The organism is Desulfovibrio simplex (assembly GCF_055387835.1).
In genome coordinates this window covers 1,801,890-1,827,305 of sequence record NZ_AP042377.1, presented here as the reverse complement: position 1 = coordinate 1,827,305, position 25,416 = coordinate 1,801,890, and the positions used below count along the sequence as shown (strand labels likewise).

Genomic DNA, 25,416 nt, shown 5'->3' with positions numbered 1-25,416 from the left:
CCGCGTCCGCGGGAAGCGGCGGGATGTGTTTTTCCGCCTGCCCCGTGCGGCGGAAAGGCGCTCAGGAGCAGGCAGTTTTTATGGTGGCAGGGCTACGTATTTGCATCCATGCGAACAAATGATGTTGCGGAGAACGCCATTGAACACACGCGTTACAGAGCACGATATAATCATCGTCGGCGGGGGTATCAGCGGCACTGCCCTGGCCTACGGTCTGGCCGGGAAAAAACACCGGGTGGCGGTGTTGGACGGTCTGACGCCGGCCGACAACGCCTCTTTCTCCAACTGCGGTCTCATCTGGTGCCAGTCGAAATTCCTGCATTTGCCGCACTATGCGCGCTGGGCCTTCATTTCTGCCTCCCTGTTTCCCGATCTGGTCCGCGAACTGACGGAAGTTTCGGGCGTTGCCGTGCCCGTGAGCTACAAGGGCGGCCTTATCCCGGTGCTTGGTGAGGAAGAGTATGAAAGACGCCGCGTCTACATCGAGGGCTTGCGGGAGGCGCTGGGGGAATACAACGGCTGCATGATAGATCGGGCCGCTTTGGAGAAAAAACTGCCCAAGATAGGATTCGGCCCCAAGGTTGTGGGCGCGGCCTGGTGTGAGAACGACGGTCTCGTCGATCCCATCGCGCTGGTCAAGGCCTACCGCAGGGCTCTACCGCGCCTCGGCGTGGATTACTTCGGAGGAACCTACGTTTACTCCGTCGAACCACAGGGGGATGGGTATCTTCTGCAGACCAGCCGCGGCCCCATGAGTTGCGGACGGATTGTGCTGGCCGCGGGACTCGGCAACCGCAGACTGGCGCAGTTTGCCATGCCGTCCATTCCGATTTTTCCGGACAAGGGACAGGTTCTCCTTGTGGAGCGCATTCCCAACGTCATGCCCATCCCCATTCTGGGGGCCACCCAGACGTTCGACGGCACGGTCATTGTGGGCTTCCGCCACGAAAAAGCCGGATACGACACCAAGGTTATTCCGGACAAAGTAGCCAGCGAGGGCAAGTGGGCAATGGAGGTCTGGCCGTTCCTCAGTCGGCTTCGCATCATTCGGGCATGGTCCGCCCTGCGTGTCATGCCCGACGACAATATGGCCATTTACAGCCGTCTGCCCAACCACGAGACGGCCACACTCGTCAACACGCACAGCGCGGTGACCATGGCGGCGGCCCATAGCCGTCTCTTGTCGGATTTTCTGCTGGGAGGCGAACTTCCGGAGCCAGCCCGGGGTATGACCCTCAACCGTTTCGGACAGTTCAACTGAACAGGAGAATTGTCATGGAGCCACCTGTGAACAACATGATCTCAATTATTTTTGAAGAAAAAGCCCTGCGGGTTCCCGCAGGCATCAGCGTCGCGGCAGCTGTTCTCGGCAGCGCGCATCCGGGGCACACGATGACGCATCCGGTTGATGGATCTGCGCGCGCTCCGTACTGCCTCATGGGCGTCTGCTTTGAATGCCTCATGGAGATAGACGGCGTACCCAACATTCAGGCCTGCCTCACCCCCGTGCGGGAAGGCATGGTCATCAGGCGACAGTTTCCTGTTGAGGAGATGGAGGAATGAGCAATCACGGAGATCTTCTTATAATCGGCGCCGGGCCGGCCGGGTTGTCGGCGGCATGCGCCGCCCGTGCCTGTGGGCTTGACGTGGTGGTGGTTGATGATCAGCCCGCCCCCGGCGGGCAATTGCTGCGCAACATCGAAACGCCCATGGCCAAGGCCCTTCTTGACAACAGTGAATACGTGGCCGGCATGCAGTTGTTAGAGGATTTTTACAAGTCCGGAGCCCGCTACTTTCCTGAAACGACGGTATGGGGATGCGAACCGCGCTCTATCTTGTGCAGCATTGGCGACAAGGCCACAACCATAACCACCGCGCGTCTGGCCACCGCCTCCGGAGCTATGGAGCGGCCAGTGCCGTTCCCGGGATGGACGCTGCCCGGCGTCATGGGCGCGGGAGGAGCGGACATCCTTTTGCGCTCGGGCGGCTCATTGCCGGTCACGCACGATGCACCGGTCATTCTCGCGGGCAACGGCCCCTTGCTGTTGCTGCTCGCACAGCACCTGCTCGAGGCGGGCGTTCCGGTAGCGGCATGGCTCGATACGGGCAATTGGCCGAAACGTCTGCTTGGCGCGGGCATGCTGCCTGCGGGCATCCTGGACCGCGCTTATCTGGCAAAAGGGCTTGGCCTTGGCATGGGTGTCTTGAAAAGCAAGATCAAAATATTGAGCGGCGTCACGAACATTCAGGCCATAGGTACGGACCGCCTGGAGGCGGTACGCTGGCAGGCCGGCGGCAAAACGCACGAGTTACCGGCCGGCCTGCTTTTGCGTCATGAGGGCGTCATTCCCCGCACGCATATCCTGACGTCTATGAAGGCCAGGCATTATTGGGACAAGGTGCAACGTTGCTGGTGCCCCGTCACGGGAGAAAACGGAGAAACCAGTATCGCCGGCGTATACATGGCTGGCGACGGGGCTTTTGCCCATGGCGGCGATGCCGCGCGCCTGAAGGGAACCCTGACAGGCATAGCCGTTGCCCACAGCCTGGGGGTTCTTTCCAGGGAGGAAGCCGTGTGCCGCAGCGCGCCCATACGCAAAAAGCTGCGGACCATGTGTGCGGCCCGCGCCTTTTTGCGCTATGTCTTTGCTCCCAACCCTGCAATATATTCCCTGCCGGACGAGACGCTGGTCTGCCGCTGCGAATGCGTGACCGCCGGCGCCATCCGTAGGGCGGTGGGCGATGGCTACCATGAGGTCAATGCCATCAAACGGGTTACCCGTTGCGGCATGGGCTCCTGCCAAGGCCGTATGTGCGGCCCCGGTCTTGCGGAAATCGCTGCGGCGGCGCAGGGGCGCTCTCCAGCCGATGTAGGCGTATTGAACATACGGCAACCTCTGCGCCCTGTGGTGCTGCAAAAGTATTGCGAGGCAGCATTGCCTGGATGAATGGAAGGGTAAATGTATAACCATGACTATAGTGCAAGGTATATAACATGCTTTACAGAGAGAAATATTGATTTTTAAGATGGATAATATAAAGATTAATAAATTGCATAAAAGCAGGGACTTGCCCATTTTGTCGAAACAAAAAACGGGAGAAATAATGATGAAATATGTCATGCACCTTTTATTGAGTGCTGCCGGGCTGCTTTTCTTCTCCGTTATTCCGGCGTACGCGGCGGAAGCAACTCCTGACAAAATCGTTTCGGCCAAGGATTCCATGGTTGTCGTCATGCCGTACGACCCGGGTTCCCTTGATCCCCACAGCAACATCATGCAAGGCGCAACCCAGACCACGCGTCAGATTTATGAGACGTTGTTCGCCTTTGACGAAAACCGCACTCTTTCGCCCTGGCTCGCAGAAAAATGGGAATATGAAAACGACGTGACGCTGGTGGTGTCCCTCCGCAAGGGCGTCAAATTTCATAACGGCGATACGCTCAAGGCCAGCGATGTGCTGTTTTCTCTGCAGCGGGTGCGCCTGGACAACACTCCCGGCGCCGCGCTGGTGAGCCGCCTGGACTTTGACAAAAGCAAGGTGATCGACGATTACACCCTCAAGCTGGTCACCACAGAGCCGTATGCCCTGCAACTGCCCATGCTTGAAAGTCCGCTTTGCGCCATCATCAACGAGCGCTCCTACAAGGAATCCAACAAGGATTTCAACAAGGCCCCTGTGGGCACCGGCCCGTACAAGGCTGTGCAGTTCCGCCCCGGCGACAGCCTGAGACTGGAGGCTTTTGATCAGTACTGGATCCCCGGTCAGCCCTATGTGAAGACCGTTACCATCCGCTATATCGCAGACTCTTCATCGCGGGCCATGGAAGCGGAATCGGGCGGTTCCGACATCGTGTATGAAATCAACGCCAATGATATCGACAGGATCCGCGCCAATCCGGACATCAATCTGGTTTCCGGCCTTGGCGCCATCACCTTTTCTCTGACCTTCAACCAACGTATCAAGCCCTTTGACGACATTCGTGTGCGCCAAGCCATCTGGTACGCGCTCGACATTCCGCAGGCGGTCAAAGTGGCCTACGGCAACTATGGCCAGCTGGCCTCGGGCATGCTGGCCCCCGGCATTGACGGCCGCCACCCTGACCTGGCGCCTTTCCTGCCCAAGCACGACATAGCCAAGGCCAAGAGCCTGCTGAAGGAAGCCGGCTACGAAAACGGCTTTGAAACGGAATACATGTGCATGGATTCTGACCAGCAGAGAAAGGACCTGGGTGAACTCATGCAGGCCCAGCTGGCCAAGGTCGGCATCAAGCTCAAGATTAAGGTTGTGGACTCCACCACCTTTGCGTCCACCATCACTTCAAGCAGTATCTCGGCCTGGGGCCAGACCGCCTCCACCGGTGAAGCCGGCCGCGTCCTGTTCCGCTGGCTCCCGACCATGTCCGAATATCCCATCTTCTCCTGGAACAATCAGGAATACTTTGACACCATCAACAAGGCTCTGGCCACGGTAGACAGAGAGGCCCGCAACAAGCTGTACTACAAGTGCCAGGAAATGCTGATGCAAAACTATGTGGTTCTGCCTTATTGGCACAAGGAACTCAACGCCGCCTGTACCCTCAAGGTCAGGGGTTTCCGGCTCATGCCCTCGTATGAGCACCATTTGTTGCAACATGTCTATTTTGTGAAATAACAAGGCATGGGAAGCGCGGGCTGTCCACAGCCCGCGCTTCCCATGCCGCTTCTGCAAGGTTGGTGCATGTCCATGTTCAGGTATATAGCCAATCGTATTCTACTTTTTATCCCTGTGCTGCTTGGCGTCGTCGTTATCATCTTCACCCTGATGTATGTGACGCCCGGCGACCCCGCCATGGCCATCCTCGGGGACAATGCCACCCCGGAACAGCTTGCGGCCCTGCACAAGAGCCTGGGATTGGATGATCCATATATTATCAGGCTGGGACGGTTTTTTTTCAACCTGCTTCAGGGCGATTTCGGCATTTCGTACAGAAGCGGGCGCCCGGTTCTGGAAGAAATCCTTTCCCGATACCCCAACACACTTATCCTTGCCTTTTCCAGCGTTGCCTTTGGCGTTGTGGTCGGCGTGGCCGCAGGAATCATTTCCGCAGTGAAGCAGTATTCGTTTCTGGACAAGATATGCACCGTCGTGTCACTGCTGGGAGTTTCCGCGCCCTCCTTCTGGATAGCCATGGTGCTTGTGGTTATTTTTTCCGTCGAACTGCGCTGGCTGCCGGCCACGGGCAATTCGAGCTTCAAGTACTGGATTCTGCCCGTATTTACGCTGGGCCTTCAAGCCAGCGCATCCATCATGCGCATGACGCGTTCAAGCATGCTTGAAGTCATCCGTCAGGATTACATCCGCACAAGCCGGGCCAAAGGCCAGACGGAGCTTCTGACCATCATGCGGCACGCCTTCCGCAATGCCCTTGTGCCCATCATCACGGTTATCGGCATCCAGATTTGCGGATTTCTGGCCGGTGCGGTGCTAGTGGAAACGGTCTTTGCCATCCCCGGGGTGGGCAAATTCATTGTAGACAGCGTCAACTTCAAGGATTACGCGGTGGTGCAGGGCGCTGTATTCTGGATCGGCCTGAACTGCGTGCTGATCAACCTGTGCGTGGATGTCGTCTACTGTTTTGTCGATCCGCGTATCAAAGGCCAGTACAGCCGGACCAAGGCTAAAAAGCCTCGGTGTCTGCCCGACCAGGAGGCTGCAAATGACTAAAAAAACAGCCCAAATCCGTAAAAAAAATACACAACGCAGCGAGGTCTGGCGGAATCTGAAGAAGAACAAAATGGCTATGGGCGGGCTGATTGTGCTGGTTCTGCTTATTCTCGCAGCCATTTTTGCACCCTACATCACGCCATATGACTATGCCGAGCAGGACTATTCCTCCATTCTCAAGTCCCCCGGCGCGGAGCACTGGTTCGGTACCGACAACTTCGGCCGCGACATATTTAGCCGTGTTGTTTACGGCGCCCGCTACACGCTGTTTATCGGCATTGTCTGTATTTCCGTAGCCGCCTTCATCGGCTCCCTGCTCGGGCTTCTGGCTGGGTTTTATTCCAGGCTGGATAACGTGATCATGCGCGGCATAGACATCATCATGGGCATTCCCATGATGTGCATGTGCCTGAGCATTGTCGCCGCCCTTGGCAGCAGTATGGGCAACATGATGGTGGCCTTGTCCGTGACGGCCATTCCCCCCTTTGCCCGCATCATGCGCGCTCAGGTCATGATGGTGAAGGATCAGGAATATATTGAAGCCGCCCGTTGCATCGGTTCAAGCAATCTACGCATCATGCTGAAGCATATCCTGCCGAATGCGGTGGCTCCTGCCATCGTGCAGTTCACGTTGGGTATGGTCAACATTATCCTGATGAGCGCCTCCCTAAGCTTTATCGGCATGGGGGTGCAGCCGCCGACGCCGGAATGGGGATTGATGATTTCCGCCGGACGCGCCTATCTGCGCGGGCATTGGTACGTCTGCATTCTACCCGGTCTGGCCATTGTGGTGACAACCATTGCCCTGAATCTGCTTGGCGATGGATTGCGCGACGCGCTTGATCCGCGCCTGAAGCAGTAGGGGGAGGCCATGAGCAACGAACTGTTATGCATAAAAGACCTTGTCTTGCAATATGTCACTGATGAAGAAACCGTGGAGGCCATAAACGGCATCTCGTTCACCATCCGCAACGGCAGCACCGTTGGCCTTGTGGGCGAAACCGGGGCGGGAAAAACATCCACGGCGCTCAGCATCATGGGGCTTGTTCCCCACCCTCCGGGGAAGATAGTCGGGGGTGAGATTTTTTACGAAAATGCGGATCTGCTGCTCAAGAACACAAAGGAGATGCGAGAAATCAGGGGCAAGGAAATCGCCATGATTTTTCAGGACCCCATGACTTCACTCAATCCGGTGTTGGCCGTCGGCGACCAGATAGCGGAAGCCATTCTGCTGCACAGCAGTCTATCCAGGGAGGCGGCTGCGGACAAGGCCAAGGAAATGCTGGAAATGGTGGGCATCCCGGGCAACCGTTACGAGGAATATCCCTGGCAATTTTCCGGCGGCATGAAGCAACGCGTGGGCATTGCCATTGCTCTTTCCTGTAATCCCAAGCTGCTCATCGCCGACGAACCCACCACCGCGCTGGACGTGACCATTCAGGCGCAAGTTCTGGCGCTGATGCGAAAACTGAAGGATGAGCTGAACACGTCCATGCTGCTCATCACCCACGATCTCGGCGTGGTCGCGGAAACCTGCGACGAAGTGTACACCATGTATGCAGGTGAGATTGTGGAATCGGGAATGCTGGAAGACGTGTTCAACCACACCGCGCACCCCTATACGCGCGGCCTCTTCGATTCGCTGCCCAGTCCGGACACCAAGGTGGCGTGCCTCAAGACCATACCCGGCCTGGTGCCCGATCCTTCCGATCTGCCCGAAGGATGTAAATTTCACACTCGTTGCACGTTTGCTGTGGACGAGTGCCGCAGGCGCAATCCGGACCCGGTGGAAATCAGGCCGGGACATTTTGTGAAATGCCTTCGTTATGAGGGGGGTAGGAAACTGCTGTGAACACGCTCTTGCACGTTGCCAATCTCAAAAAGTACTTTTCGACAAAGTCGGGAAGGCTTCACGCGGTGGACGATATCAGCTTTACGCTGGAACGCGGAAAAACCCTGGGTATTGTGGGCGAATCCGGTTGCGGTAAATCCACTCTGGGCCGCGTGGTGCTGCACCTCATGCCCGCTACGAGCGGAACTCTTGTTTTTGAAAATGAAGACATCTCCGCCCCCACGCCCCAGCGTCTGCATGAGCTCAGAAAAAACATGCAGATGATCTTTCAAGACTCCTTCGCCTCGCTCAACCCACGACAATGCGTCAGCGAAATCATCGGAGAACCTCTTCAGATTTACAAGGTCTGCGCCAACAAACACGAGTATCGGGCGCGCATCAGGGAAATTATGGATACGGTCGGTCTTGCGGAGAGGCTTTCCAATGCCTACCCGCACGAACTGGACGGCGGACGCCGACAGCGCATAGGCATCGGCAGGGCGCTGGCTCTTAATCCCAAGTTCATCGTTTGTGATGAGCCGGTTTCCGCCCTGGACGTTTCCATTCAGGCGCAGATTTTGAATCTCATGCAAGACTTGCAGCGAGATCGCGATCTTACCTATCTCTTTATTACCCATGATCTGTCTGTGGTGCGGCATATCTCGAATACTATTCTGGTCATGTACCTTGGCGTCGCCGCAGAAAAGACCACAACGGAAGAACTGTTCATCCACCAGTACCACCCCTACACCAAGGCCCTGTTGTCGGCCATTCCACGGGCAAACCTGCAATATAAGCAAGAGCGCATCCTGCTCCGGGGCGAGCTGACTTCGCCCATAGAGCCGCCCCCCATGTGCCGGTTCGCTCCGCGCTGCAACTATGCCAAGGAAAAATGCTTCAACAGCCAGCCTCCTCTGGAGGATGTCAGCCCGGGGCATGCGGTTGCGTGCCACTTTGCACGGGAAATAAACGGGTTGTAGCAGGCGTTACACGGCGCTTGCCCCAAAAATCTTCGCATTGAGAAGAGGTTCTCAATGCGAAGATATTTTTGGCCGTCCGCCGAGAGCGCCCTGCGCTTCAGACTATCTTTCAGATATAGAGCAGATTAGCTTTGAAATGCTTCACATTTTAATTTGTCATTATGCCGAAAAATGCAATTTTCGGCATAATCCACACCGTGTTATGGCGCGCTGCCTCTCGTACAGCGGTAGAGCATTTTGACGTTGATAATATAGAGGCCATGCTTCTGAACCCGTGAATGGTCATGACTCCCTTTCCGGCGAATCTTGCCCGCCGCGGAAGATCTGCGCGGGGCCGCGTCGCCGTTTTGTCACACAAAAGTTGCTGCGGCGGAACAAGAAAATTTAGCGTTGACAGTATATTGCAGTCATCCGGTACCCCCATGCCGGAACCTTTCCTGCAGACGTTTAGCCTCTCGCATCCCACTCCTTTCTTCTTCCTTTTGAAAAGCCGGCTCCCACCGGCTTTTCTTCTCTGTGCTCTTTTGCGATTAGAGCAATTTAACTTTTAAATTGCTCTAACGGCTGCGTGAGCAGACGTTCGCTACGGAGGCGTAAGCGCAGCTTATCTGCGCGGTTAAACGCCGAAGTGAGCGTGCCTTAAACTTTGAGAATGTATATTCTCAAAGTTAATCTGCTCTAAAAGGCGCGCCGTCAGGCATGCGGGGCTTCCGGGCCAGTGCACGATGCAGGCTGCAATCCTGGCGTCTTGGGCATTGCAGCGTGATACCCGCCGTTGAGGGGCAGGCTGGTCTGCCTTGCCGAAAACAACAAGATCAGGCAGGACTGCCCCAGCCGGAAACAATGATGAGCATGCCGGCAAGAGCCACTGCACCGCCCAGCAAATCTGTTGTTGAAAGGGACACTCCGTCAACAAATTTGAGCCATGAGAGGGCCGTGGCGACATATACGCAGCCGTAGGCCGCGTATACGCGGCCACTGGCGGCCGGGTGCATGGTCAGCAGCCAGGCGAATATGGCAAGACTCAGCGCCGCCGGGACAAGCAACCAGGGGGAACCACCCTTGCGCAGCCATACATAGGGCAGATAGCAGCCCACAATTTCAGCAATGGCCGTTACCACAAACAAAAAAAATGTTTTCAGGATCATGTGTCTCTTTACCGTGTCTTGCGCGCTGCGCGGTTGGTGGAACCCCTCGACGGCCAGCATGACAGAATGCGGGGCAATGGTCGAGAGCCGCAGCGGTTTCGCAGGCGCTGCTCTGGCGTGCGGAAAAGCCGGTTCCACCGGCCGTGCTCAAAACATAGAGATATGCCCACAGGCATTTGCGCTGCTGGAGGGCGCATCGCGGCGGCTTGTCTAACCCTTTGAGACGGTGTGACCTAAAAGACGCTGTCTCAGGAACACCTGTTTAAAACCAAACAACACTTCATACCATACCAAAAGGTGATAAAGGTTTTAGAGCAATTTCACTTTGAAATTGCTCTGGCGGCTGCGTGAACAGACGCCCGCCGCGGAGGCGCAGGCGCAATTTATTTGCGCTGTCGCGCGCCGATGCGGGCGTCCTGGAAGCAGTGAGAATGGATATTCTCAACGCGAAAATGCTATAGGGGGTGGGGCGTGGGGGAGGGACCCTTTTGCAAAAGGGTCCCTCCCCCACAAAGCATTCCCTCAAAGTATTTCCCACAAGCATTTCAAAGTGTCATTGTCCCGCCGGGCAGAAGCATAAAACCCCCGTGCCCCGCGTAATGTGGGCCACGGGGGATGGTCTCCCCTGGCAGTGTCCCCAAAGATCGGGACATTCCATCAGGTGTTGGCAAAAAGCCCGGACATCAGGCTTTGCGGATGCGAACCTTGTACTTGCGTAGAAAATCGGCGGGCAAATAGGTCATTTTGGCCTGACGCAAGCCTTCTTCGTCCAGGTCCTGCGCGCGGTTAATGTAGGTGAATCCGTCCCCGGCACGGCGGGAGAATGTGCAGTTAATGGTCTGGTATACGCCCTTGAACCCGCTGAGACCTTTTTCATAGTGAACGCCGAGGCTCTCACCGTCCAGGTTTTCGCCAACGCTGAAGGCCACCATTTTTCCATCTACATAGAGGGAACCGCCCACAAGCCCGCGAAAGCTGTTCCAATGGCTCAGCACGCGGTTAATGGCCTCATTTTCGGCCATCAGGGACGGGGAACCCTCGCATTCATGCCACTGGCACCAGTCGTCCTGCACGGCCAGCACGTCTTCCACCATGGCGTCGTCAAGGCTGCGATAGTCTGGTTCGCCGTAGGTTTTGATATAGCTGTTATAATGATTACGCTTTTTGTGATAGCGGTTGCCCGGCAGTTCCGCCAGTTCTTCCTGCTTGTAAAGATACTCCCACTGCCCCCTGTCTTCTTCCGGGTCCACGAGGCCGGGCAGGTGTTCCTGCCATGTGTGCAGAAGCTTTTCCGGTACGCGCACCACGTCATGGGCGGTTTCACTGAAGGAGCAGGGCAGAAGGCTTTTCCAGTCCACGGCATTCCAGTCGCCCACAGGGGCCCAGCAGACCTGATGCGGGCGGGTCTGGCGTATCCAGCACAAGGTATCGTCAAAGCACCATTCAAGACCGTAATAATCCTGCCAGCCCCAGAGATTGGCCAGAGTATAGTCCAGCGAGCGCTGGGGGGTGCGCTGCCAGAGATCATAGTATGCCTGGCTGTCGTCCAGGCTTACGGGAACAAAAGTTTTACTCACGATATTCTCCTTGAAAGGGGCAGTGTCAGCTGCCGGGGAACCCTTTCGGGCGTCTTAGAGCAGATTAATTTTGAGCATTGACACTTTTTCAAAGTGTCAATGCTCTAGGCATGGTTGGGCTGGCGGCTGCGGTTCATGGCAAAGCGCATCCAGTCGCGGCGAAGCACCACGTAAAGCATGATGCTGGTTTGCAGGCATTGGGAAACAAGCATGGCCACAAAGACGCCAGAGGCCGTGCCCCACAGGATATGACCAAGCAGCCAGCCGAGGGGAAGGCGTACCAGCCAGAAGGTGCCGCCAAATATCATCAGATTGTACTTGGTTGCTCCAGCCCCGGTCATGACGCCGCCCATAACGGTGCTGGCGATGGAAAAGGGGGTGGAGAGCAGGTTATAGGTCAGGTAGTTGACAATCTGGGCTTGGGTGCCCGGCTCCTGCGACAGCAACAGGGCGATATCCTGCCTGAAAGGCCAGAGCAGGGCGGCAATAAGGCTCATGCCCAGGGCTGAAATGGTCACCATTGTAAGGGCGACCTTTTTTGCTTCTTTTGGTTTGCCCGCGCCAAGGCTGTTGCCCACAAGAACGGCCACGCTCATGTTGAACGCCATGCCGGGCAGAAATAACAGGGCTTCCACGCGCAGGCCGGCGGTGAGCCCGGCCAGGGCGTTGACGCTGTCAAAAGGCAGGGAGGCCACCAGTACGAAAAGGGTCAGGTAGCCGGATTGCCAGACAATCTGTGCGGCCCCGGCGGGCAGTGCCACCTTGAGGAGATAGGGCAGCCCTGCCTTGAGCCAGCGCAGCGTGGGCAGGGTGCGGCGTTGCAGATAGCCGGAATGCATGAGCAGGGCGCAGTTGCAGATGGCGCCGAGGCATTGCGAGCCCACAGTGGCCCACGCGAGGCCCATATAGCCCCAGTTGGGCAGGCCAAACCAGCCCAGGCCAAAGCCAAGGCAGGCCAACAGGTTGACAACGCAGACAATGGCCGCCACCCACAGGGGCGGGATAACCTGGCGCGTTGCGCGAAACATGACGCCCGTGGCCGCGTATACGTACTGGGCGGGCAGGGCCAGCATGCCGACCTGCCAGAGCTCTTTTGTGAGGGGCTTGATGCTGTCCGGGACCATGAGCATGCCCAGAATGGCATCGCCAAAATACCAGCCAAACAACGCCACCACGAAGCCCAGGGCAAAACAGCCCAAAACGGTCGTGCCCACGTACCGCTGCGCGCGCGTCACTTTGAGCGCGCCAAGCGACTGGCTGACGGCGGCGGTGGCCCCGCTGGAAATGGCCATGGCAACCACCATGAGCAGGATGCCGCACTGGTTGACCATGCCCAGGGCGGCCTGTACTTCGGCGCTGATCTGCCCCGCGACCCACACGGCCACAAGGCCCATGAAGAACACAAGGTACATCATGAGCATTTGGGGCCATGTGAGGCGCCATACGGCGCGGGGCGAGGTGCTCAGATCGGGTGTGGGCCGACTCTGAAGAGCGGACAGACCGCGTTGTTCAATCACGGCAGAATCGCAGTTCCGTCACGGCAGTCCGTTACGAAGTTATATGTGGTTAGAGCAATTTACGAATGAAATGAGTCAATTGTTCTGCAAGGATTTGCGTGCAAATTCTTGCCACGAAATAGTCGCAGGCGAGCTTTGCTCGCCGTAAAGCGACTATTTCAAGTGTAAAATGCTCTATTCGAGGCCCTCAAGGCAGCGGGCCAGGTCTTCAAGAGATTCGCGCCGCCTGATGAGCCTTGCCGTGCCGTCGCTCTGTATGAGCACTTCGGCCGGGCGCTGGCGCTGGTTGTAATTGGAACTCATAGTAAAACCATATGCGCCCGCGTCAAGTATGCCAAGCACATCTCCCTCACATATTTCCGGAAGTTCGCGATCCTTGGCAAGGATGTCGCCGCTTTCGCAGATATTGCCCACCACGGTCTGCACCATGTTTTTGCGAGGGGTTCCGCCGGGTTCGCCGTAGATTTCAACATCGTGGAAGGAATCGTACATGGCTGGGCGCACCAGAACGTTGAAGCCCAGGTCAGTGCCGATATATCGCTTTTCGCCGTTGTTTTTTACGGCGTGCACGCAGCCAAGCAGCACGCTGCATTCTGCGACGACATAGCGGCCCGGCTCAACAAGAAAGCGCCCGGCGTAGCCGGTTTTTTCGGCCCATTTGCTGATGAGGGCGTGCAGGCGGCTGCCGAGTTCGGCCATGTCCAGACGTGACTGCCCTTCGTACTTGTGGTAGGGGATGCCGAAACCGCCGCCGAAGTCGATGATTTCAAGCGTGTCCAGTGCGCCTTCGGGCAGCTGCTCGGCCAGGTGCAGCAGCACTTCCGCGGCGTTGAGGTAGCCTTCGGCCTCCATAAAGAGGGAACCTATGTGCTGGTTGACGCCCGCCAGGGTCATGTCGTGTTTTTTCAGCAGGGCGAAGACCTCGTCCATCTGGCCGGGGTTGACGCCAAACTTCGTCTCCTTGCCTGCGGTCACGACCTTGGCGTGGTGGCCCGCGCCGATGCCGGGATTGAAGCGCACCATAACCTTGCCGCCCTTGTTGATGGCGCCGAGGTCGTCAAGTTGGGAGAGCGAGTCCACGCTCACAAGCAGGTTGTGGCCAAGGGCGTTTTGCAGCTCCTGGCGCGAATTGTTATTGGAAATATACAGGATATATTCGGGCTTGAAGCCGGCGAGCTGATCCATGTACAGTTCGCCGGGGCTCATGGCATCCACCACCAGGCCTTCTTCGCGCACCATGCGCAAAAGCACGGGGTTGGCGTTGGCCTTGATGGAATAGTTGACGCCAAAACCCGGATGGCTCGAAAGGCCCATGAGGTCGCGGCACCTCTGGCGCAGCACGTCCTCATTATACACATAGAGCGGAGTGCCGAAGGTTTCTGCCAGTTCGCGCGGAGTGTGGCGGCCGTAAAAGTGCAGATTATCAGTGTAGCTGGAGCGGATGTCGGACATAGATACCTCTGGGGATGCCTCGAAAATTTCTGTTGCTGCCCGCGCCCGGGCAGTAGTTCACCTCTGGGGGGAATTTATAATTATCCCGGTCATGGTATGCACTGTCAAGCCTTGCCCCTGCGCGGGGGCGCCCGTGCGCGCTGGCGCATTGACATAAAAAGCGCGCCGTGTTTTGCTTCCTTTTTTGCTAACGGGCGCTTTTCATGCGCTTGTGCCGCAGGACCGCGCAGAGGAAACCATGCGGCAGGGCACCCGCCAAATCGCCCACAAGACCACCATTTGGAGTAGTTATGCCCATCAAGAACGGCGACACGGTGCGCGCGCACTATACGGGAACCCTGGAAGACGGCACAATATTTGACTCTTCGCGCGAGCGCGACCCCCTGGAATTCGTCATGGGCAAAGGCATGCTTATTCCCGGCTTTGAGTCTGCCGTGGAAGGGCGCGAAGCCGGTGACACCGTCACCGTGACCATCGCTCCGGCCGAAGCCTATGGCGAAGCCGACCCGGAACTGGTGTTTACCGTGGCCCGCGCCCAGGTGCCGGATCACATCCCCCTCAATGTGGGCGTGCCCCTGCAACTGTCCAATGAACAGGGCCAGATGGATGTGACCATTACTGAAGTTACCGCCGATGAAGTGACCCTTGACGCCAACCATCCCCTGGCGGGCAAGTCCCTCACATTTGAAATAGAAATCGTCGGCGTCAAATAGCATATGACGTGAGGCCGGCGGGCGACAGTCTGCCGGCCTTTTTCAAGGCTTTGCGCCATGTGGCTGTTTGCCGTTTTTGCGGCCCGGCCCGTGGGCGAAAGAGTTTCAGAACGATTTTTTTGGTGCGTCAGCCCCTTTTTCGACGCGAGGTTGTATATGAGCAGCAAGACCGCCAGACACAATGCCATTCAGGCCATCACCACCTACAAGCCTGAAGCGGCCCCTCTCAATTTCGCCGACACCAGGCCCACAGACATTTTTGGCTGCAATGTTTTCAATGACCGCGTCATGCGCGAACGGCTGCCCAAGAGCGTGTACCGCTCCCTGCGCAAAACCATTGAGTTCGGCCAGCGCATGGATCCTTCCATCGCCGACACCGTGGCCGCGGTCATGAAGGATTGGGCCATTGAAAAAGGGGCCACTCACTTTACCCACATTTTCTATCCTCTTACCGGGCAGACCGCCGAGAAGCACGACAGCTTTCTCATGCCCGACGGCTCTGGCGGGGTGATTGCCGAATTTTCCGGCTCCATGCTCATTCGCGGCGAACCCGACGCCTCTTCCTTTCCGTCCGGCGGCCTGCGCTCGACGTTCGAAGCGCGCGGCTACACGGCATGGGATGTGACCAGCCCCGCCTATATTATGGAAAACCCCAACGGCACCTTTTTGTGCATCCCCACCATGTTCCTTTCGTGGACGGGCGTGGCTCTGGACAAAAAAACGCCGCTGCTGCGCTCCAGCCAGGCGCTCAATCGCGAAGCCAAGCGCGTGCTGCGCCTGTTCGGGCAGGAAACGGAACTGCCGGTGGTGGCGTATGCCGGACTTGAGCAGGAATACTTCGCCATTGACCACAACTTCAATTTTGCCCGGCCCGACATACAGATAGCCGGTCGCACCCTTTTTGGCGCGCGTCCGGCCAAGGGGCAGGAATTCAGCGACCAGTATTTTGGCGTCATTCCCCAGCGTGTGCTTTCCTATATGATGGAAGTGGAGCGCGAGCTTTACAAGCTGGGCGTGCCCGTGCGCTGCCGCCACAATGAAGTGGCCCCCAGCCAGTACGAGATAGCGCCCCTGTACGAGGTCAGCAACCTGGCCGTGGACCACAACCACATCATCATGTCCACCCTGCGCAACGTTGCCAAGCGCTACGGGCTCAAGTGCCTGCTGCACGAAAAGCCCTTTGCCGGGGTCAACGGTTCGGGCAAGCATGTCAACTATTCCATCGGCAACGCGGATCTCGGCTCGCTCTTTGATCCCGGTGAAACGCCGCACGCCAATGCCAAGTTTCTGGTATTCTGCGCGGCCATGATCCGCGGCGTGCACAAGTTCGGCGGCCTGCTGCGCGCCACTGTGGCCAGCGCCAGCAATGACCACCGCCTGGGCGCCAATGAAGCCCCCCCGGCCATCATGTCCATCTTCCTCGGCGACATGCTCACCGAAGTATTCGAGGCTTTTCGCGCCGGGCGCATTGACGATGCCGCCAACGGCAAAAAACGCGGGGCGCTCAACATCGGCGTGGACACCCTGCCTCCGCTGCCCGCCGACCCCGGCGACCGCAACCGCACAAGCCCCGTGGCCTTCACCGGCAACCGCTTTGAGTTCCGCGCCCTTGGGTCCAGCCAGTCTGCGGCGGGTTCCATTACGGCGCTCAACGTCATCATGACGGATTCACTGGGCTTTGCCGCCGACTGGCTTGAAAAGGAAATAGGTGAGGGCCGCAGCTTCACTGAAGCTCTGGAATCCTTCATCAGCCATGTCATTGAGGAGCACAGCGCCGTCATTTTCAACGGCGACGGCTACTCCGAAATCTGGCACAAAGAGGCGGTACGCCGTGGCCTGCCCAACCTGCGCACCACCCCTGAAGCGCTGCCCGTGCTTGTCAGCCCCGAAGTGGTGGAAGTCTATGAAAAGGCGGGCGTGCTCAACAGGGCGGAACTCAGGGCGCGGCAGGACATCTATGTGGAGCAGTACTGCAAGACCGTGCGCACAGAGGCCAACCTGATTATCCGCATGGCCCGCACAATCATATTTCCCGCCGCCATGCGCTATCAGGGCGAGCTTGCGAGCACCGCCGCCAGCATGCGGTCTCTGGGGCTGGAAGCCAAAACCATCACTCTTGAAGAGGTGACCGAGCAGCTTCGTCAGATGCAGACTGCGATTGCAGCGCTTGAGAATGTGCTGGCCGCGGCTGACGCCCTCGGTGTGGGCTTTGAGGCCGCCCATCGCTATTGCAGCGAAGTGCTGCCGCACATGGCCAGGGTGCGCAGCCATGCGGACATGCTGGAAACCCGCGTGGCGGACGATTTGTGGGCGCTGCCCAACTACCAGGAAATCCTGTTCGGCAAGTAGGCGCTTTGTGGCGGCATTGAACCCGCCTGCGGTTTTGCGCATAAAAGCGGCATGTTTCTGTTGACAGCAGGCGGGGACATGCGTAGGTTTACAAAAAAATAAAGGACTCGGGTATTCGCATGAACTCTTTCCCCAACACCATTTCTTGCAGCTATCAGGGCTGGTGGTGGCGCAATCAACTGCGTGGGGGAGACGTGCGGGCTAAATAGTTCCGATACGTTGGCATAGCTGTATTCAGGCGCCGTCTCCCCACAGGAGACGGCGCCTTTTTTCGTATGTTTAAAACCCAAAGGATGCGGCAGATGAAAGAGAACGGTGACAAGTTGCACTCGCTTACGCTGCGCCAGTCTGCCCGCTGGTTGCCAGCGGATATGGATACGCCCATCAGCCTGTTTATGGGCATGGTGGGCGCGGGCAACGGTATTTTGCTGGAAAGCGCTGAGGTCGATGGCCGTTGGGGCCGCTACAGCATCCTTGCCTGCGACCCGGCCCTCTTTATCTTCTGCCGCGAGGGCAAGCTGGTTGTGGACGTTAAGGACCGGAGGCTGGCCTCCCTCGCAGATCTTGAGAGCCGTCCCTTTGTGGAGGGATTGCGGGAACTTATGGGCCGCCTTGAAATTGCGCCGGCGGATAATATCGCCGGCCTGCCGCCTATTACCCGCGCCCTGTACGGCTACCTTGGCTTTGGCATGGCCGGGCTGTTCAATCCCAGCCTTGCCAGCATCATGCCCGAAAACGAGGGCGACTGCATACTCATGCTGCCTGCCACGGTGCTGGTCTTTGACCATCTGTACAACCGGCTCTGTCAGGTAAGCCTTGGCGAACACCGCGCCCTGCAAAGCGCCCGCCAGTCTCTGGAGCCGCGCGCCGGAACCAGGGGCCCCGGGCCGGACATCGACCCGGACAAGGTGTGCGCCGAACCCGGCGAAGAAGGCTACAAGGACTTCGTGCGCAGGATCAAGGAGATGCTGCGCCAGGGAGAAGCCATCCAGGTCGTGCCCTCGGTGCGGTTCTCCACCCCCTTCATGGGCAATCCCTTTGAGCTCTACAGGCGCATGCGCCGTTTCAACGCTTCGCCCTACATGTTCTATATGTCTTTTCCCGAGTTGACGCTTTTCGGCTCTTCGCCTGAGGTCATGGTGCGCTGCACTGCGGGTTGCCTGCAACTTTCGCCCATCGCCGGCACGCGCAAGCGCGGGGCGGATGATCTGGAAGACGCCCGTCTTGCCGCAGAGCTTCGCGATGACCCCAAGGAGCGCGCGGAGCATGTCATGCTGGTGGATCTGGGCCGCAACGACCTTGGCCGCGTGGCCCGTCCCGGTACGGTGACTCTGGAGCGCTACATGGAAGTGGAGCGGTACTCCCACGTGATGCACCTCACGAGCCGGGTTTCGGCCCGTCTGGATGCGGGGCTGGACGCTCTGGACGTGCTGGCGGCCACCTTTCCGGCGGGCACGGTTTCCGGCGCGCCCAAGATCCGCGCCATGCAGATCATCCGCGAGCTTGAAGGACGCAGCCGTGGCCCCTACGCGGGCTGCATCGGCTGGCTGGGACTCGACAAGGACAGCGTGAATCTGGATATGGGCATCACCATCCGCAGTATGTGGCTGCGTGACAACAGGCTTTTCTGGCAGGCGGGAGGGGGCATCGTCCACGACTCGGACCCGGATATGGAATGGAAAGAAGTGTGCAATAAATCAGCCATTATGCGCCTGGCCCTGCGTGCGGAGGACGAAGAAAATGTTCTTGCTCATAGATAACTACGATTCCTTCACCTACAATCTTGTGCAGGCGTTCTACGCCCTTGGGCACAAGCCTGTGGTGGTGCACAATGACGACCCGGCTGTGCTGGAAATGGCCACGAACCCGGAACTTGCCATGGTCTGCATCTCACCGGGGCCGGGGCATCCTGCCAATGCGGGTTTTTGTCCTGAATTCCTCAAGCGCCTGAGCCCGAAGATTCCTGTGCTGGGCGTGTGCCTGGGCCATCAGCTGCTCGGCCTGCACGCCGGGGCGCGGGTAGAGGTCGGCCCCTGCATCATGCACGGCAAACAGTCGGAAATAGTGCACGACGGTACGGGCCTGTTTTCGGGCCTGCCCAACCCCATGCGGGTGGGGCGCTACCATTCGCTGGTGGTGCGGGCCGATGAGGACGCTGAAAATCCCCGGTTCACGGTGACGGCTCGCGCTCCGGAAGGCGAAGTCATGGCCCTGCGCTACAATGACCGCCCCTGGGTCGGGGTGCAGTTCCATCCCGAATCGGTGCTGACGCCCGATGGCCTGCGTCTGCTCGGCAATTTCCCCCAGTCCGTCATGGGCACGGGGAGCGACGCCAGCGACTTTGCGACCATTCTGGACACGCTGGCCCGTGGAGAAGACCTCAGTGCGGAGATGGCGGCAGCCGGTTTTGCCGCCCTTATGGACGGAAAAATGAGCCCGGCTCAGGCAGGCAGCTTTCTCATCGGGCTTCGCATGAAGGGCGAAAGCGCCCTTGAGCTGGCCCACGCCACCCGCGCCGCCTTGGCCCGATCCGTGCGCGTGGACGGCATCTCCGGCACGACCATTGACGTGGTGGGCACCGGCGGCGACGGGCGCAATTCTTTCAACTGCTCCACGGCCACGTCCCTCGTACTGGCGGGGATGGGCTACAGGGTTGTAAAGCACGGCGGGCGTGCCGTTTCTTCCAAGTGCGGCAGCGCCGACGCTTTGGAGGCCCTGGGCATCGCTCTGGACAACAATCCGGCTTCTGTGGCCGAAATGGTCAGGCGGCGCAATTTCGCCTTCCTGTTCGCGCCGTACTTTCACCCGTCTTTCGCCAACATCGGCCCTGTGCGCAAGGAACTCGGCGTGCGTACGCTTTTCAACATCCTCGGCCCCATGATCAATCCGGCCCGACCCAGCCACCTGCTCATGGGGGTGGCTCGCCCGGAACTGGTGAACCTTGTGGCCGAAACCCTTCTTCAGTCGCCGCTTTACCGGGCCGCCGTGGTCTGCGGAGCTGGCAACTATGATGAAATAACACCCATTGGCCCTGCCCGGATGGCCGTGCTGCACGCGGGCACAATGACGCAGATGACCCTTGATCCTGCGGACTTCGGCATCGAAGCCTGCACGGTGGAAGACCTGTCGGTCAACGGCAAGGATGAGGCCGTGGCAGTGCTCAAGGACATTCTGGAAGGCAACGGGCCACGCGCCATGATGGACATGGTCACGCTCAACGTGGGCCTGGCCATCTATCTGCTGGAAGAAAATATGGACATGGCCCTGTGCATGGCCCGTGCCCGCGAAGCCGTGAGCGGAGGTTTCGGCAGGAAGGTGCTGCATGCTGCTTGAGCGTTTTCGTACGGCCAAACAGGCAGAGGTGGACGCCCTGCGTTTGCTGGCGGATCATGGCGGCATGCCCGCGCCTCTTGAGGGGCCGCGACCGGATTTTCTGGCGGCCCTGCGCGGCGAATCCGGTTCTCCCCTTGTCATTGAAGGCCGCGCCTTGACGGTGGTGGCGGAATACAAAAGGGCTTCGCCTTCGCGCGGCATTATCTGCGAAAGCCTTGAGGTGGAAGAGGTGGCGCGCCAGTATGCCGCGGCAGGAGCCGCCTGCCTCTCCATCCTGACGGAAGCCGCGCATTTCAGGGGTTGCCTGGAGTATCTGACCCGGGCGGCGGACGCTGGTCTGTACGCGGGGGCGCGGCCGCCGCTGCTGCGTAAGGATTTCATCTTTGATCCCTTGCAGGTGGCTGCCACGGCGGCTACCCCGGCATCGGCCCTTCTGCTTATTGTGCGTCTTACGCCGGATGCAGCCACGTTGCGGGATCTGCGTGAACAGGCTGAAAGCCACGGCATCCAGGCAGTGGTAGAGGTTTTTGACCGTGAAGACCTGCGGCTCGCGCGTGAAAGCGGGGCGCGCATCATACAGGTCAATGCCCGCGATCTGGAAACGCTGAAGACAGACAGGGAGGCGGCTCTGGATCTGGCCCGCGCCTGCCCCCCACAGGAAGGCGAGACCTGGATAGCCGCCAGCGGCATCGGCAGGGGTGAACACCTGCTGGCAGCCGCGCAGGCTGGTTTCAGCGCCGCCCTTGTGGGCAGTTCCCTTATGGAGGGAGCGCAGCCGGGACGCGCGCTGTCCAGGCTGCTGGAAGAAGCGGTGAACGAGGGGCGCGCCCTTGGCGAAAGGCGGGAAAAGCCGGGGGAGGTCGGCGGTCATGCTCATTAAGGTATGCGGCCTCACCCGCCAGCAGGATCTGGATACGGCGTCCTCATTGGGGGCGGGCATGTGCGGCTTCATCTTTCATGCCACCAGCCCACGGAACGTGACTCCGGCCCATGTGGCGTCCCTTGAAAGTGGAAAAATGCTGCGCGTGGGTGTTTTTGTGAACCAGGCAGCGGACGAGATATGCCGCATAATGGCTGAGGCGCGACTGGACATGGCCCAATTGCACGGCAAGCAGGATGAGGACTGCGCCAGGGTCGTGGGAGTGCAAAGGGTCATACGGGTCATCTGGCCGGGCCGTTATTGTCACAGGGCGCTGCTCTACAATGAACTGCAAAAACATGCCGGAGCCTGCGCCTGCTATCTGCTTGACGCTGGCCTCACTGGGGGCGGCAGTGGTACCCGCCTGGACTGGCAGGATTTGAGCCATCTGCCTGCCCCGCATCCGTGGCTGTTGGCAGGGGGCTTAAGTGCGGATACTGTGGGACAGGCGATACGCCTCTGCTCACCTGACGGCATAGATTTGAATTCCGGCGTTGAAGATGCGCCTGGCCTGAAAAATGCGCAAAAGCTGGCAGCCGCTCTGGTGGCTGCCTCCAAACAGAAAGGCAATGGGTATTTGTCATGAAAAACAGATATTTTGGCGATTTCGGCGGCTGCTTTGTGCCCGAGCTGCTCATGCCGCCACTTATGGAAGTGGAAGCGGCCATGCACAGCATCTATCCCACCGAGGCCTTTCAGGCCGAGTTGCATGATCTGCTGCACAATTATGCCGGACGTGAAACCCCTCTGACCCATTGTCCCACGCTGTCGCGTGAGCTGGGTTTCGACCTCTGGCTCAAGCGGGAAGATCTGCTGCACACGGGTGCGCACAAGGTGAACAATACGCTGGGCCAGGCGCTGCTTGCCAGGCATATGGGCAAGACGGCCCTTGTGGCCGAAACCGGCGCCGGGCAGCACGGCGTGGCTACGGCTGCCGCCGCCGCCCGTCTGGGGATGGAATGCACGGTCTATATGGGAGCTGAAGACGTGGAGCGACAGTCCCCCAACGTCATGCGCATGAAGCTTCTGGGCGCTACCGTCCACCCTGTTGAAAGCGGGACACGTACCCTCAAGGACGCCATTAATGAAGCCCTGCGCGCGTGGATCAGCAGCCAGGAAACCACCCACTACTGCTTTGGCACGGCTGCCGGGCCGCATCCCTTCCCCCTGCTGGTGCGCGAACTGCAAAGCGTCATTGGCCGCGAAACCCGCGCGCAGATGCTTGAAAAAACCGGCAGGCTGCCAGATGCGGTGGTGGCCTGCGTTGGCGGCGGTTCCAACTCCATAGGCATGTTCCATCCCTTCCTTGAAGATGCAAGCGTGCGCATTATCGGCGTGGAGGCGGCAGGCACCGGCGAACCGGGCTGCTTCAACTCCGCCCCCCTCAACCTGGGCACGCCCGGCGTGCTGCATGGCGCGTACAGCATGCTTTTGCAGAACAACGACGGTCAGGTGGAACCTTCGCATTCCATTTCCGCCGGTCTGGACTATCCGGGTGTGGGTCCCGAGCATTCCTGGCTGCACAAGACCGGCCGCGCACAGTACGGCATGGTCAAGGACGCCAACGCCCTGACCGCGTTCCAGCGCCTGTGCCGCGCCGAGGGCATCCTGCCCGCTCTGGAGTCTTCTCATGCGCTGGCCTGGGTGCTGGACCATCCGCACGAATTCAAGCCGGGGCAGCAGGTGGTGGTCAATCTTTCAGGCCGGGGAGACAAAGACCTTGGCATCATCAACAAGGCCCTGGGTTTTGCCCAGGGGCAGGGCGAGGTGTAGTCATGAACCTGCTTGAAGAAAAAATACGTAAGGCAAATGCTGATGGACGTCCGGCTCTGATTCCCTTTCTCACTGCCGGGTTCCCCAACCAGACGGACTTTTGGCCCACATTGATGGAACTGGATGAAAACGGCGCGGACATCATTGAAATCGGCGTGCCTTTTTCTGATCCGGTGGCTGACGGCCCTGTGGTTGAAGAAGCATCACGCCGCGCCCTGAGCGACGGCGTAAACCTGCGCGGCATCCTGGCGGATCTCATACAGCGCAAGGGTCTGATTCAGGCTGGCGTGGTGCTGATGGGCTACCTCAATCCCTTTTTGCAGTATGGCTATGAAAAGTTGGCGCAGGACGCGGCCAGGGGCGGCGTTCACGGATTTATCGTGCCGGACCTGCCCCATGAGGAGGCAGAGCCGCTGCGCCTCGCCCTGAAAAAGCAGGGCATAGCGCTTATCCCCCTGGTTGGTCCCAACACCAGCGCCGAACGCATGGCTCTGTACGCGGCCGAAGGCGAGGGCTACGTCTATGTGGTCTCGGTTATGGGCATTACCGGTGAACGCGGCAATGTGGCCCCCCAGGTTGCGGAAACTGTGCGCCGGGCGCGCTCTGTCTTCAAGCTGCCTCTTGCCCTGGGATTCGGTCTGCGCGAACCGGCGCAGCTGGAAGCGCTGCCGGCCGACGCCCGGCCCGATGCCGTGGTTTTTGGCAGCGCCTTGCTCAAACACCTTGACGAAGGCAAGAGCGCTGAAGAATTCATGGCCCGCTGGAAATAACACCGCCAGCCCTATGGCTGGAGAAATGTCACTTTTAGCGCAACTTCATTTTAAAATGCTTTGTGGGGGTGGGCCCCTTTTGCAAAAGGGTCTCCTCCCCCACGCCCCCACCCCCTAAAACTCTTATTGTGTGTGGGTGTGGTACAAAGAGTTTTTCTGATCGGAAGCGGGGGAGGGTAGAGTCTGCTCCCTTTGAAAAAAGGTACACACTCCAACGCTGCGCGAGCATGCAGAGCCGCAACGTGGCGTGAATTCTGCCGATAATCACGTTTTTGCAGAAGGACAAAGTGAAATATTAGAGCAAGTTTACTTTGAAATTGCTCTGGCGTCTGCGTGGGCAGACGCCCGCAGCGGAGGCGCAAGCGCAATTTATTTGTGCGGTTACGCGCCGAAGCGGGCGTCTTGGAAGCATTGAGAATATCCATTCTCAATGCGAAATGCTCTAAGCAGGTAAAAGGTATTCGGATCCAGAGACAGCGCCTTCCAGGCAGCACACCACAGGCATTGTACACTTCCAAAGGCTACCTGCTCTATCCGCGTTTTTTTGCCACAAGGCCCCCTCCAACGGAAGGGGGCTTTTTTATGTTTAAAATAGTATATAATATTAATCTGTTATTGTATTAATGAAATTAAATTTTAAAATGTTGGGGAAAAAGAGGAAATGCGCTTGACAATGAAATTGAATTTCAATTACAAATAAGTCAACGCGATTCACCCCTACCGGCGCTTACCGCTTCGGCGGGCCCGACATAGCAAGGAGCAGAACATGTGCGTAACACTTATAGGCGGCATGGACAGGTTGCAAAAAGATTACATAGCTGCGGCCAAGGAAAACGGGCATTCCCTCAAGTGCATCAGCCGCAATGAGCGGAACTTCACTGACAAGATCGGCAATCCCGATGCCATGATCGTTTTTACCAACAAGATTTCTCATGAAGCCAAGCGCAAGGCCGTGCAGGTTGCGCGTTCGCGCAATATTCCCCTGCAAATGGTACATTCGTGCGGCGTCTCCTCCCTGCGTGAATGTTTGCGTGGCTCGTAGGCAGAGGTGATTTCAGAGTTTGACTGTGTCACCGAAGAGGAGAGTCCTCATGGCTCCAGTGAATCGCCCGACTGTGGAAGTAGACTCCACAGTCGGGCGAATGTTTTATGCACAGTAAAAATGTTCTTATGTTTTTGTAAGATAGGTGGCGAACGAGCAAAAAAGATTCCTGGCCGCTTGACTTTTTCGCAGCAACCATTTAAACCCGCTAGGACTTTGGAATTCATTTTCATTTTTTTCGGGGAACCCAGACGTCATTCAATGGCGGTGGCGGGCGTGCGCAGGACAGTAATGGTGCCCGCCCAG

The 25,416-nt window shown here is 58.3% G+C and carries 21 protein-coding genes; 17 read left to right on the top strand and 4 right to left on the bottom strand.

The features are described from left to right. The first annotated feature begins 139 nt into the window (after positions 1-139). The 8 genes from ACZ5DH_RS07425 (at position 140) to ACZ5DH_RS07390 (ending at position 8,517) form a co-directional block, all read left to right on the top strand. Positions 140-1,261 (top strand): NAD(P)/FAD-dependent oxidoreductase, encoded by a 1,122-nt coding sequence (locus ACZ5DH_RS07425; RefSeq protein ID WP_464256433.1) that lies wholly within the window; start codon positions 140-142, stop codon positions 1,259-1,261. 14 nt (positions 1,262-1,275) lie between these two features. Next, the gene (locus tag ACZ5DH_RS07420; RefSeq protein ID WP_464256432.1) at positions 1,276-1,563 is read left to right on the top strand and encodes a (2Fe-2S)-binding protein; all 288 of its coding nucleotides are present in this window, start codon (positions 1,276-1,278) and stop codon (positions 1,561-1,563) included. Beyond that, the gene (locus ACZ5DH_RS07415) at positions 1,560-2,948 is read left to right on the top strand and encodes an FAD-dependent oxidoreductase (RefSeq protein WP_464256431.1); all 1,389 of its coding nucleotides are present in this window, start codon (positions 1,560-1,562) and stop codon (positions 2,946-2,948) included. The genes ACZ5DH_RS07420 and ACZ5DH_RS07415 overlap by 4 nt, the downstream gene beginning before the upstream one ends. A 157-nt stretch (positions 2,949-3,105) precedes the next feature. Continuing rightward, a complete protein-coding gene (locus tag ACZ5DH_RS07410; RefSeq protein WP_464256430.1) occupies positions 3,106-4,653 on the top strand; it encodes an ABC transporter substrate-binding protein in 1,548 nt (515 codons plus the stop codon). A gap of 72 nt (positions 4,654-4,725) precedes the next feature. After that, entirely contained in the window at positions 4,726-5,706 is a 981-nt protein-coding gene (locus tag ACZ5DH_RS07405) for an ABC transporter permease (protein ID WP_464256429.1), read from the top strand. Further along, positions 5,699-6,568: an ABC transporter permease gene (locus tag ACZ5DH_RS07400; protein ID WP_464256428.1), complete on the top strand. Its 870-nt coding sequence runs from the start codon at positions 5,699-5,701 to the stop codon at positions 6,566-6,568. The genes ACZ5DH_RS07405 and ACZ5DH_RS07400 overlap by 8 nt, the downstream gene beginning before the upstream one ends. Positions 6,569-6,577: 9 nt before the next feature. After that, on the top strand, positions 6,578-7,558 hold the full coding sequence (locus ACZ5DH_RS07395) for an ABC transporter ATP-binding protein (protein ID WP_464256427.1): 981 nt from the start codon (positions 6,578-6,580) through the stop codon (positions 7,556-7,558). Beyond that, positions 7,555-8,517, top strand: coding sequence for an ABC transporter ATP-binding protein (locus ACZ5DH_RS07390; protein ID WP_464256426.1), 963 nt, complete (start codon positions 7,555-7,557; stop codon positions 8,515-8,517). Before ACZ5DH_RS07395 ends, ACZ5DH_RS07390 begins: the two co-directional genes overlap by 4 nt. Before the next feature lie 815 nt (positions 8,518-9,332). Here ACZ5DH_RS07390 and ACZ5DH_RS07385 read toward each other — a convergent pair. The 4 genes from ACZ5DH_RS07385 to lysA all read right to left on the bottom strand — a co-directional run bounded on the left by ACZ5DH_RS07385 (position 9,333) and on the right by lysA (position 14,211). Further along, the gene (locus ACZ5DH_RS07385; protein ID WP_464256425.1) at positions 9,333-9,665 is read right to left on the bottom strand and encodes a YnfA family protein; all 333 of its coding nucleotides are present in this window, start codon (positions 9,663-9,665) and stop codon (positions 9,333-9,335) included. A gap of 683 nt (positions 9,666-10,348) precedes the next feature. Beyond that, positions 10,349-11,242, bottom strand: a complete 894-nt coding sequence (locus ACZ5DH_RS07380) for a DUF2156 domain-containing protein (protein WP_464256424.1) — start codon at positions 11,240-11,242, stop codon at positions 10,349-10,351. A 104-nt stretch (positions 11,243-11,346) separates the two neighbouring features. Continuing rightward, positions 11,347-12,759 carry an MATE family efflux transporter gene (locus tag ACZ5DH_RS07375; RefSeq protein ID WP_464256423.1) on the bottom strand — a complete coding sequence of 471 codons (1,413 nt, stop codon included), beginning with the start codon at positions 12,757-12,759 and terminating at the stop codon, positions 11,347-11,349. 174 nt (positions 12,760-12,933) lie between these two features. Beyond that, the gene (gene lysA / locus ACZ5DH_RS07370) at positions 12,934-14,211 is read right to left on the bottom strand and encodes a diaminopimelate decarboxylase (RefSeq protein ID WP_464256422.1); all 1,278 of its coding nucleotides are present in this window, start codon (positions 14,209-14,211) and stop codon (positions 12,934-12,936) included. 290 nt (positions 14,212-14,501) lie between these two features. On the opposite strand from lysA, the gene ACZ5DH_RS07365 reads away from it, so the two are divergent. The 9 genes from ACZ5DH_RS07365 (at position 14,502) to ACZ5DH_RS07325 (ending at position 25,110) form a co-directional block, all read left to right on the top strand. After that, complete coding sequence (locus tag ACZ5DH_RS07365; protein WP_464256421.1) at positions 14,502-14,924, top strand: FKBP-type peptidyl-prolyl cis-trans isomerase; 423 nt, start codon at positions 14,502-14,504, stop codon at positions 14,922-14,924. A 156-nt stretch (positions 14,925-15,080) separates the two neighbouring features. After that, positions 15,081-17,273, top strand: a complete 2,193-nt coding sequence (locus tag ACZ5DH_RS07360) for a glutamine synthetase III family protein (protein ID WP_464256420.1) — start codon at positions 15,081-15,083, stop codon at positions 17,271-17,273. 302 nt (positions 17,274-17,575) lie between these two features. After that, positions 17,576-19,033, top strand: coding sequence for an anthranilate synthase component I family protein (locus ACZ5DH_RS07355; RefSeq protein WP_464256419.1), 1,458 nt, complete (start codon positions 17,576-17,578; stop codon positions 19,031-19,033). Continuing rightward, complete coding sequence (gene trpD / locus ACZ5DH_RS07350; protein WP_464256418.1) at positions 19,014-20,606, top strand: anthranilate phosphoribosyltransferase; 1,593 nt, start codon at positions 19,014-19,016, stop codon at positions 20,604-20,606. Before ACZ5DH_RS07355 ends, trpD begins: the two co-directional genes overlap by 20 nt. Further along, on the top strand, positions 20,596-21,486 hold the full coding sequence (locus tag ACZ5DH_RS07345; RefSeq protein ID WP_464256417.1) for an indole-3-glycerol-phosphate synthase: 891 nt from the start codon (positions 20,596-20,598) through the stop codon (positions 21,484-21,486). The genes trpD and ACZ5DH_RS07345 overlap by 11 nt, the downstream gene beginning before the upstream one ends. Then, positions 21,476-22,111 (top strand): phosphoribosylanthranilate isomerase, encoded by a 636-nt coding sequence (locus ACZ5DH_RS07340; protein WP_464256416.1) that lies wholly within the window; start codon positions 21,476-21,478, stop codon positions 22,109-22,111. The genes ACZ5DH_RS07345 and ACZ5DH_RS07340 overlap by 11 nt, the downstream gene beginning before the upstream one ends. Then, a complete protein-coding gene (trpB, locus tag ACZ5DH_RS07335; RefSeq protein ID WP_464256415.1) occupies positions 22,108-23,298 on the top strand; it encodes a tryptophan synthase subunit beta in 1,191 nt (396 codons plus the stop codon). The genes ACZ5DH_RS07340 and trpB overlap by 4 nt, the downstream gene beginning before the upstream one ends. Positions 23,299-23,300: 2 nt before the next feature. Continuing rightward, on the top strand, positions 23,301-24,068 hold the full coding sequence (gene trpA / locus ACZ5DH_RS07330) for a tryptophan synthase subunit alpha (protein WP_464256414.1): 768 nt from the start codon (positions 23,301-23,303) through the stop codon (positions 24,066-24,068). A 766-nt stretch (positions 24,069-24,834) separates the two neighbouring features. After that, entirely contained in the window at positions 24,835-25,110 is a 276-nt protein-coding gene (locus ACZ5DH_RS07325; RefSeq protein WP_464256413.1) for a DUF2325 domain-containing protein, read from the top strand. Positions 25,111-25,416: the final 306 nt, after the last annotated feature.

What these genes read in the sequence shown, in the direction of transcription:
- ACZ5DH_RS07360 (WP_464256420.1), top strand. Translation starts at nt 15,081, where the DNA reads ATGAGCAGCAAGACCGCCAGACACAATGCCATTCAGGCCATCACCACC.
- ACZ5DH_RS07345 (WP_464256417.1), top strand. Translation starts at nt 20,596, where the DNA reads ATGCTGCTTGAGCGTTTTCGTACGGCCAAACAGGCAGAGGTGGACGCC.
- trpA (WP_464256414.1), top strand. Translation starts at nt 23,301, where the DNA reads ATGAACCTGCTTGAAGAAAAAATACGTAAGGCAAATGCTGATGGACGT.
- trpD (WP_464256418.1), top strand. Translation starts at nt 19,014, where the DNA reads ATGTTCTTGCTCATAGATAACTACGATTCCTTCACCTACAATCTTGTG.
- ACZ5DH_RS07365 (WP_464256421.1), top strand. Translation starts at nt 14,502, where the DNA reads ATGCCCATCAAGAACGGCGACACGGTGCGCGCGCACTATACGGGAACC.
- ACZ5DH_RS07385 (WP_464256425.1), bottom strand. Translation starts at nt 9,665, where the DNA reads ATGATCCTGAAAACATTTTTTTTGTTTGTGGTAACGGCCATTGCTGAA.
- ACZ5DH_RS07400 (WP_464256428.1), top strand. Translation starts at nt 5,699, where the DNA reads ATGACTAAAAAAACAGCCCAAATCCGTAAAAAAAATACACAACGCAGC.
- ACZ5DH_RS07410 (WP_464256430.1), top strand. Translation starts at nt 3,106, where the DNA reads ATGATGAAATATGTCATGCACCTTTTATTGAGTGCTGCCGGGCTGCTT.
- ACZ5DH_RS07340 (WP_464256416.1), top strand. Translation starts at nt 21,476, where the DNA reads ATGCTCATTAAGGTATGCGGCCTCACCCGCCAGCAGGATCTGGATACG.
- trpB (WP_464256415.1), top strand. Translation starts at nt 22,108, where the DNA reads ATGAAAAACAGATATTTTGGCGATTTCGGCGGCTGCTTTGTGCCCGAG.
- ACZ5DH_RS07420 (WP_464256432.1), top strand. Translation starts at nt 1,276, where the DNA reads ATGGAGCCACCTGTGAACAACATGATCTCAATTATTTTTGAAGAAAAA.
- ACZ5DH_RS07325 (WP_464256413.1), top strand. Translation starts at nt 24,835, where the DNA reads ATGTGCGTAACACTTATAGGCGGCATGGACAGGTTGCAAAAAGATTAC.
- ACZ5DH_RS07395 (WP_464256427.1), top strand. Translation starts at nt 6,578, where the DNA reads ATGAGCAACGAACTGTTATGCATAAAAGACCTTGTCTTGCAATATGTC.
- ACZ5DH_RS07415 (WP_464256431.1), top strand. Translation starts at nt 1,560, where the DNA reads ATGAGCAATCACGGAGATCTTCTTATAATCGGCGCCGGGCCGGCCGGG.
- lysA (WP_464256422.1), bottom strand. Translation starts at nt 14,211, where the DNA reads ATGTCCGACATCCGCTCCAGCTACACTGATAATCTGCACTTTTACGGC.
- ACZ5DH_RS07405 (WP_464256429.1), top strand. Translation starts at nt 4,726, where the DNA reads ATGTTCAGGTATATAGCCAATCGTATTCTACTTTTTATCCCTGTGCTG.
- ACZ5DH_RS07355 (WP_464256419.1), top strand. Translation starts at nt 17,576, where the DNA reads ATGAAAGAGAACGGTGACAAGTTGCACTCGCTTACGCTGCGCCAGTCT.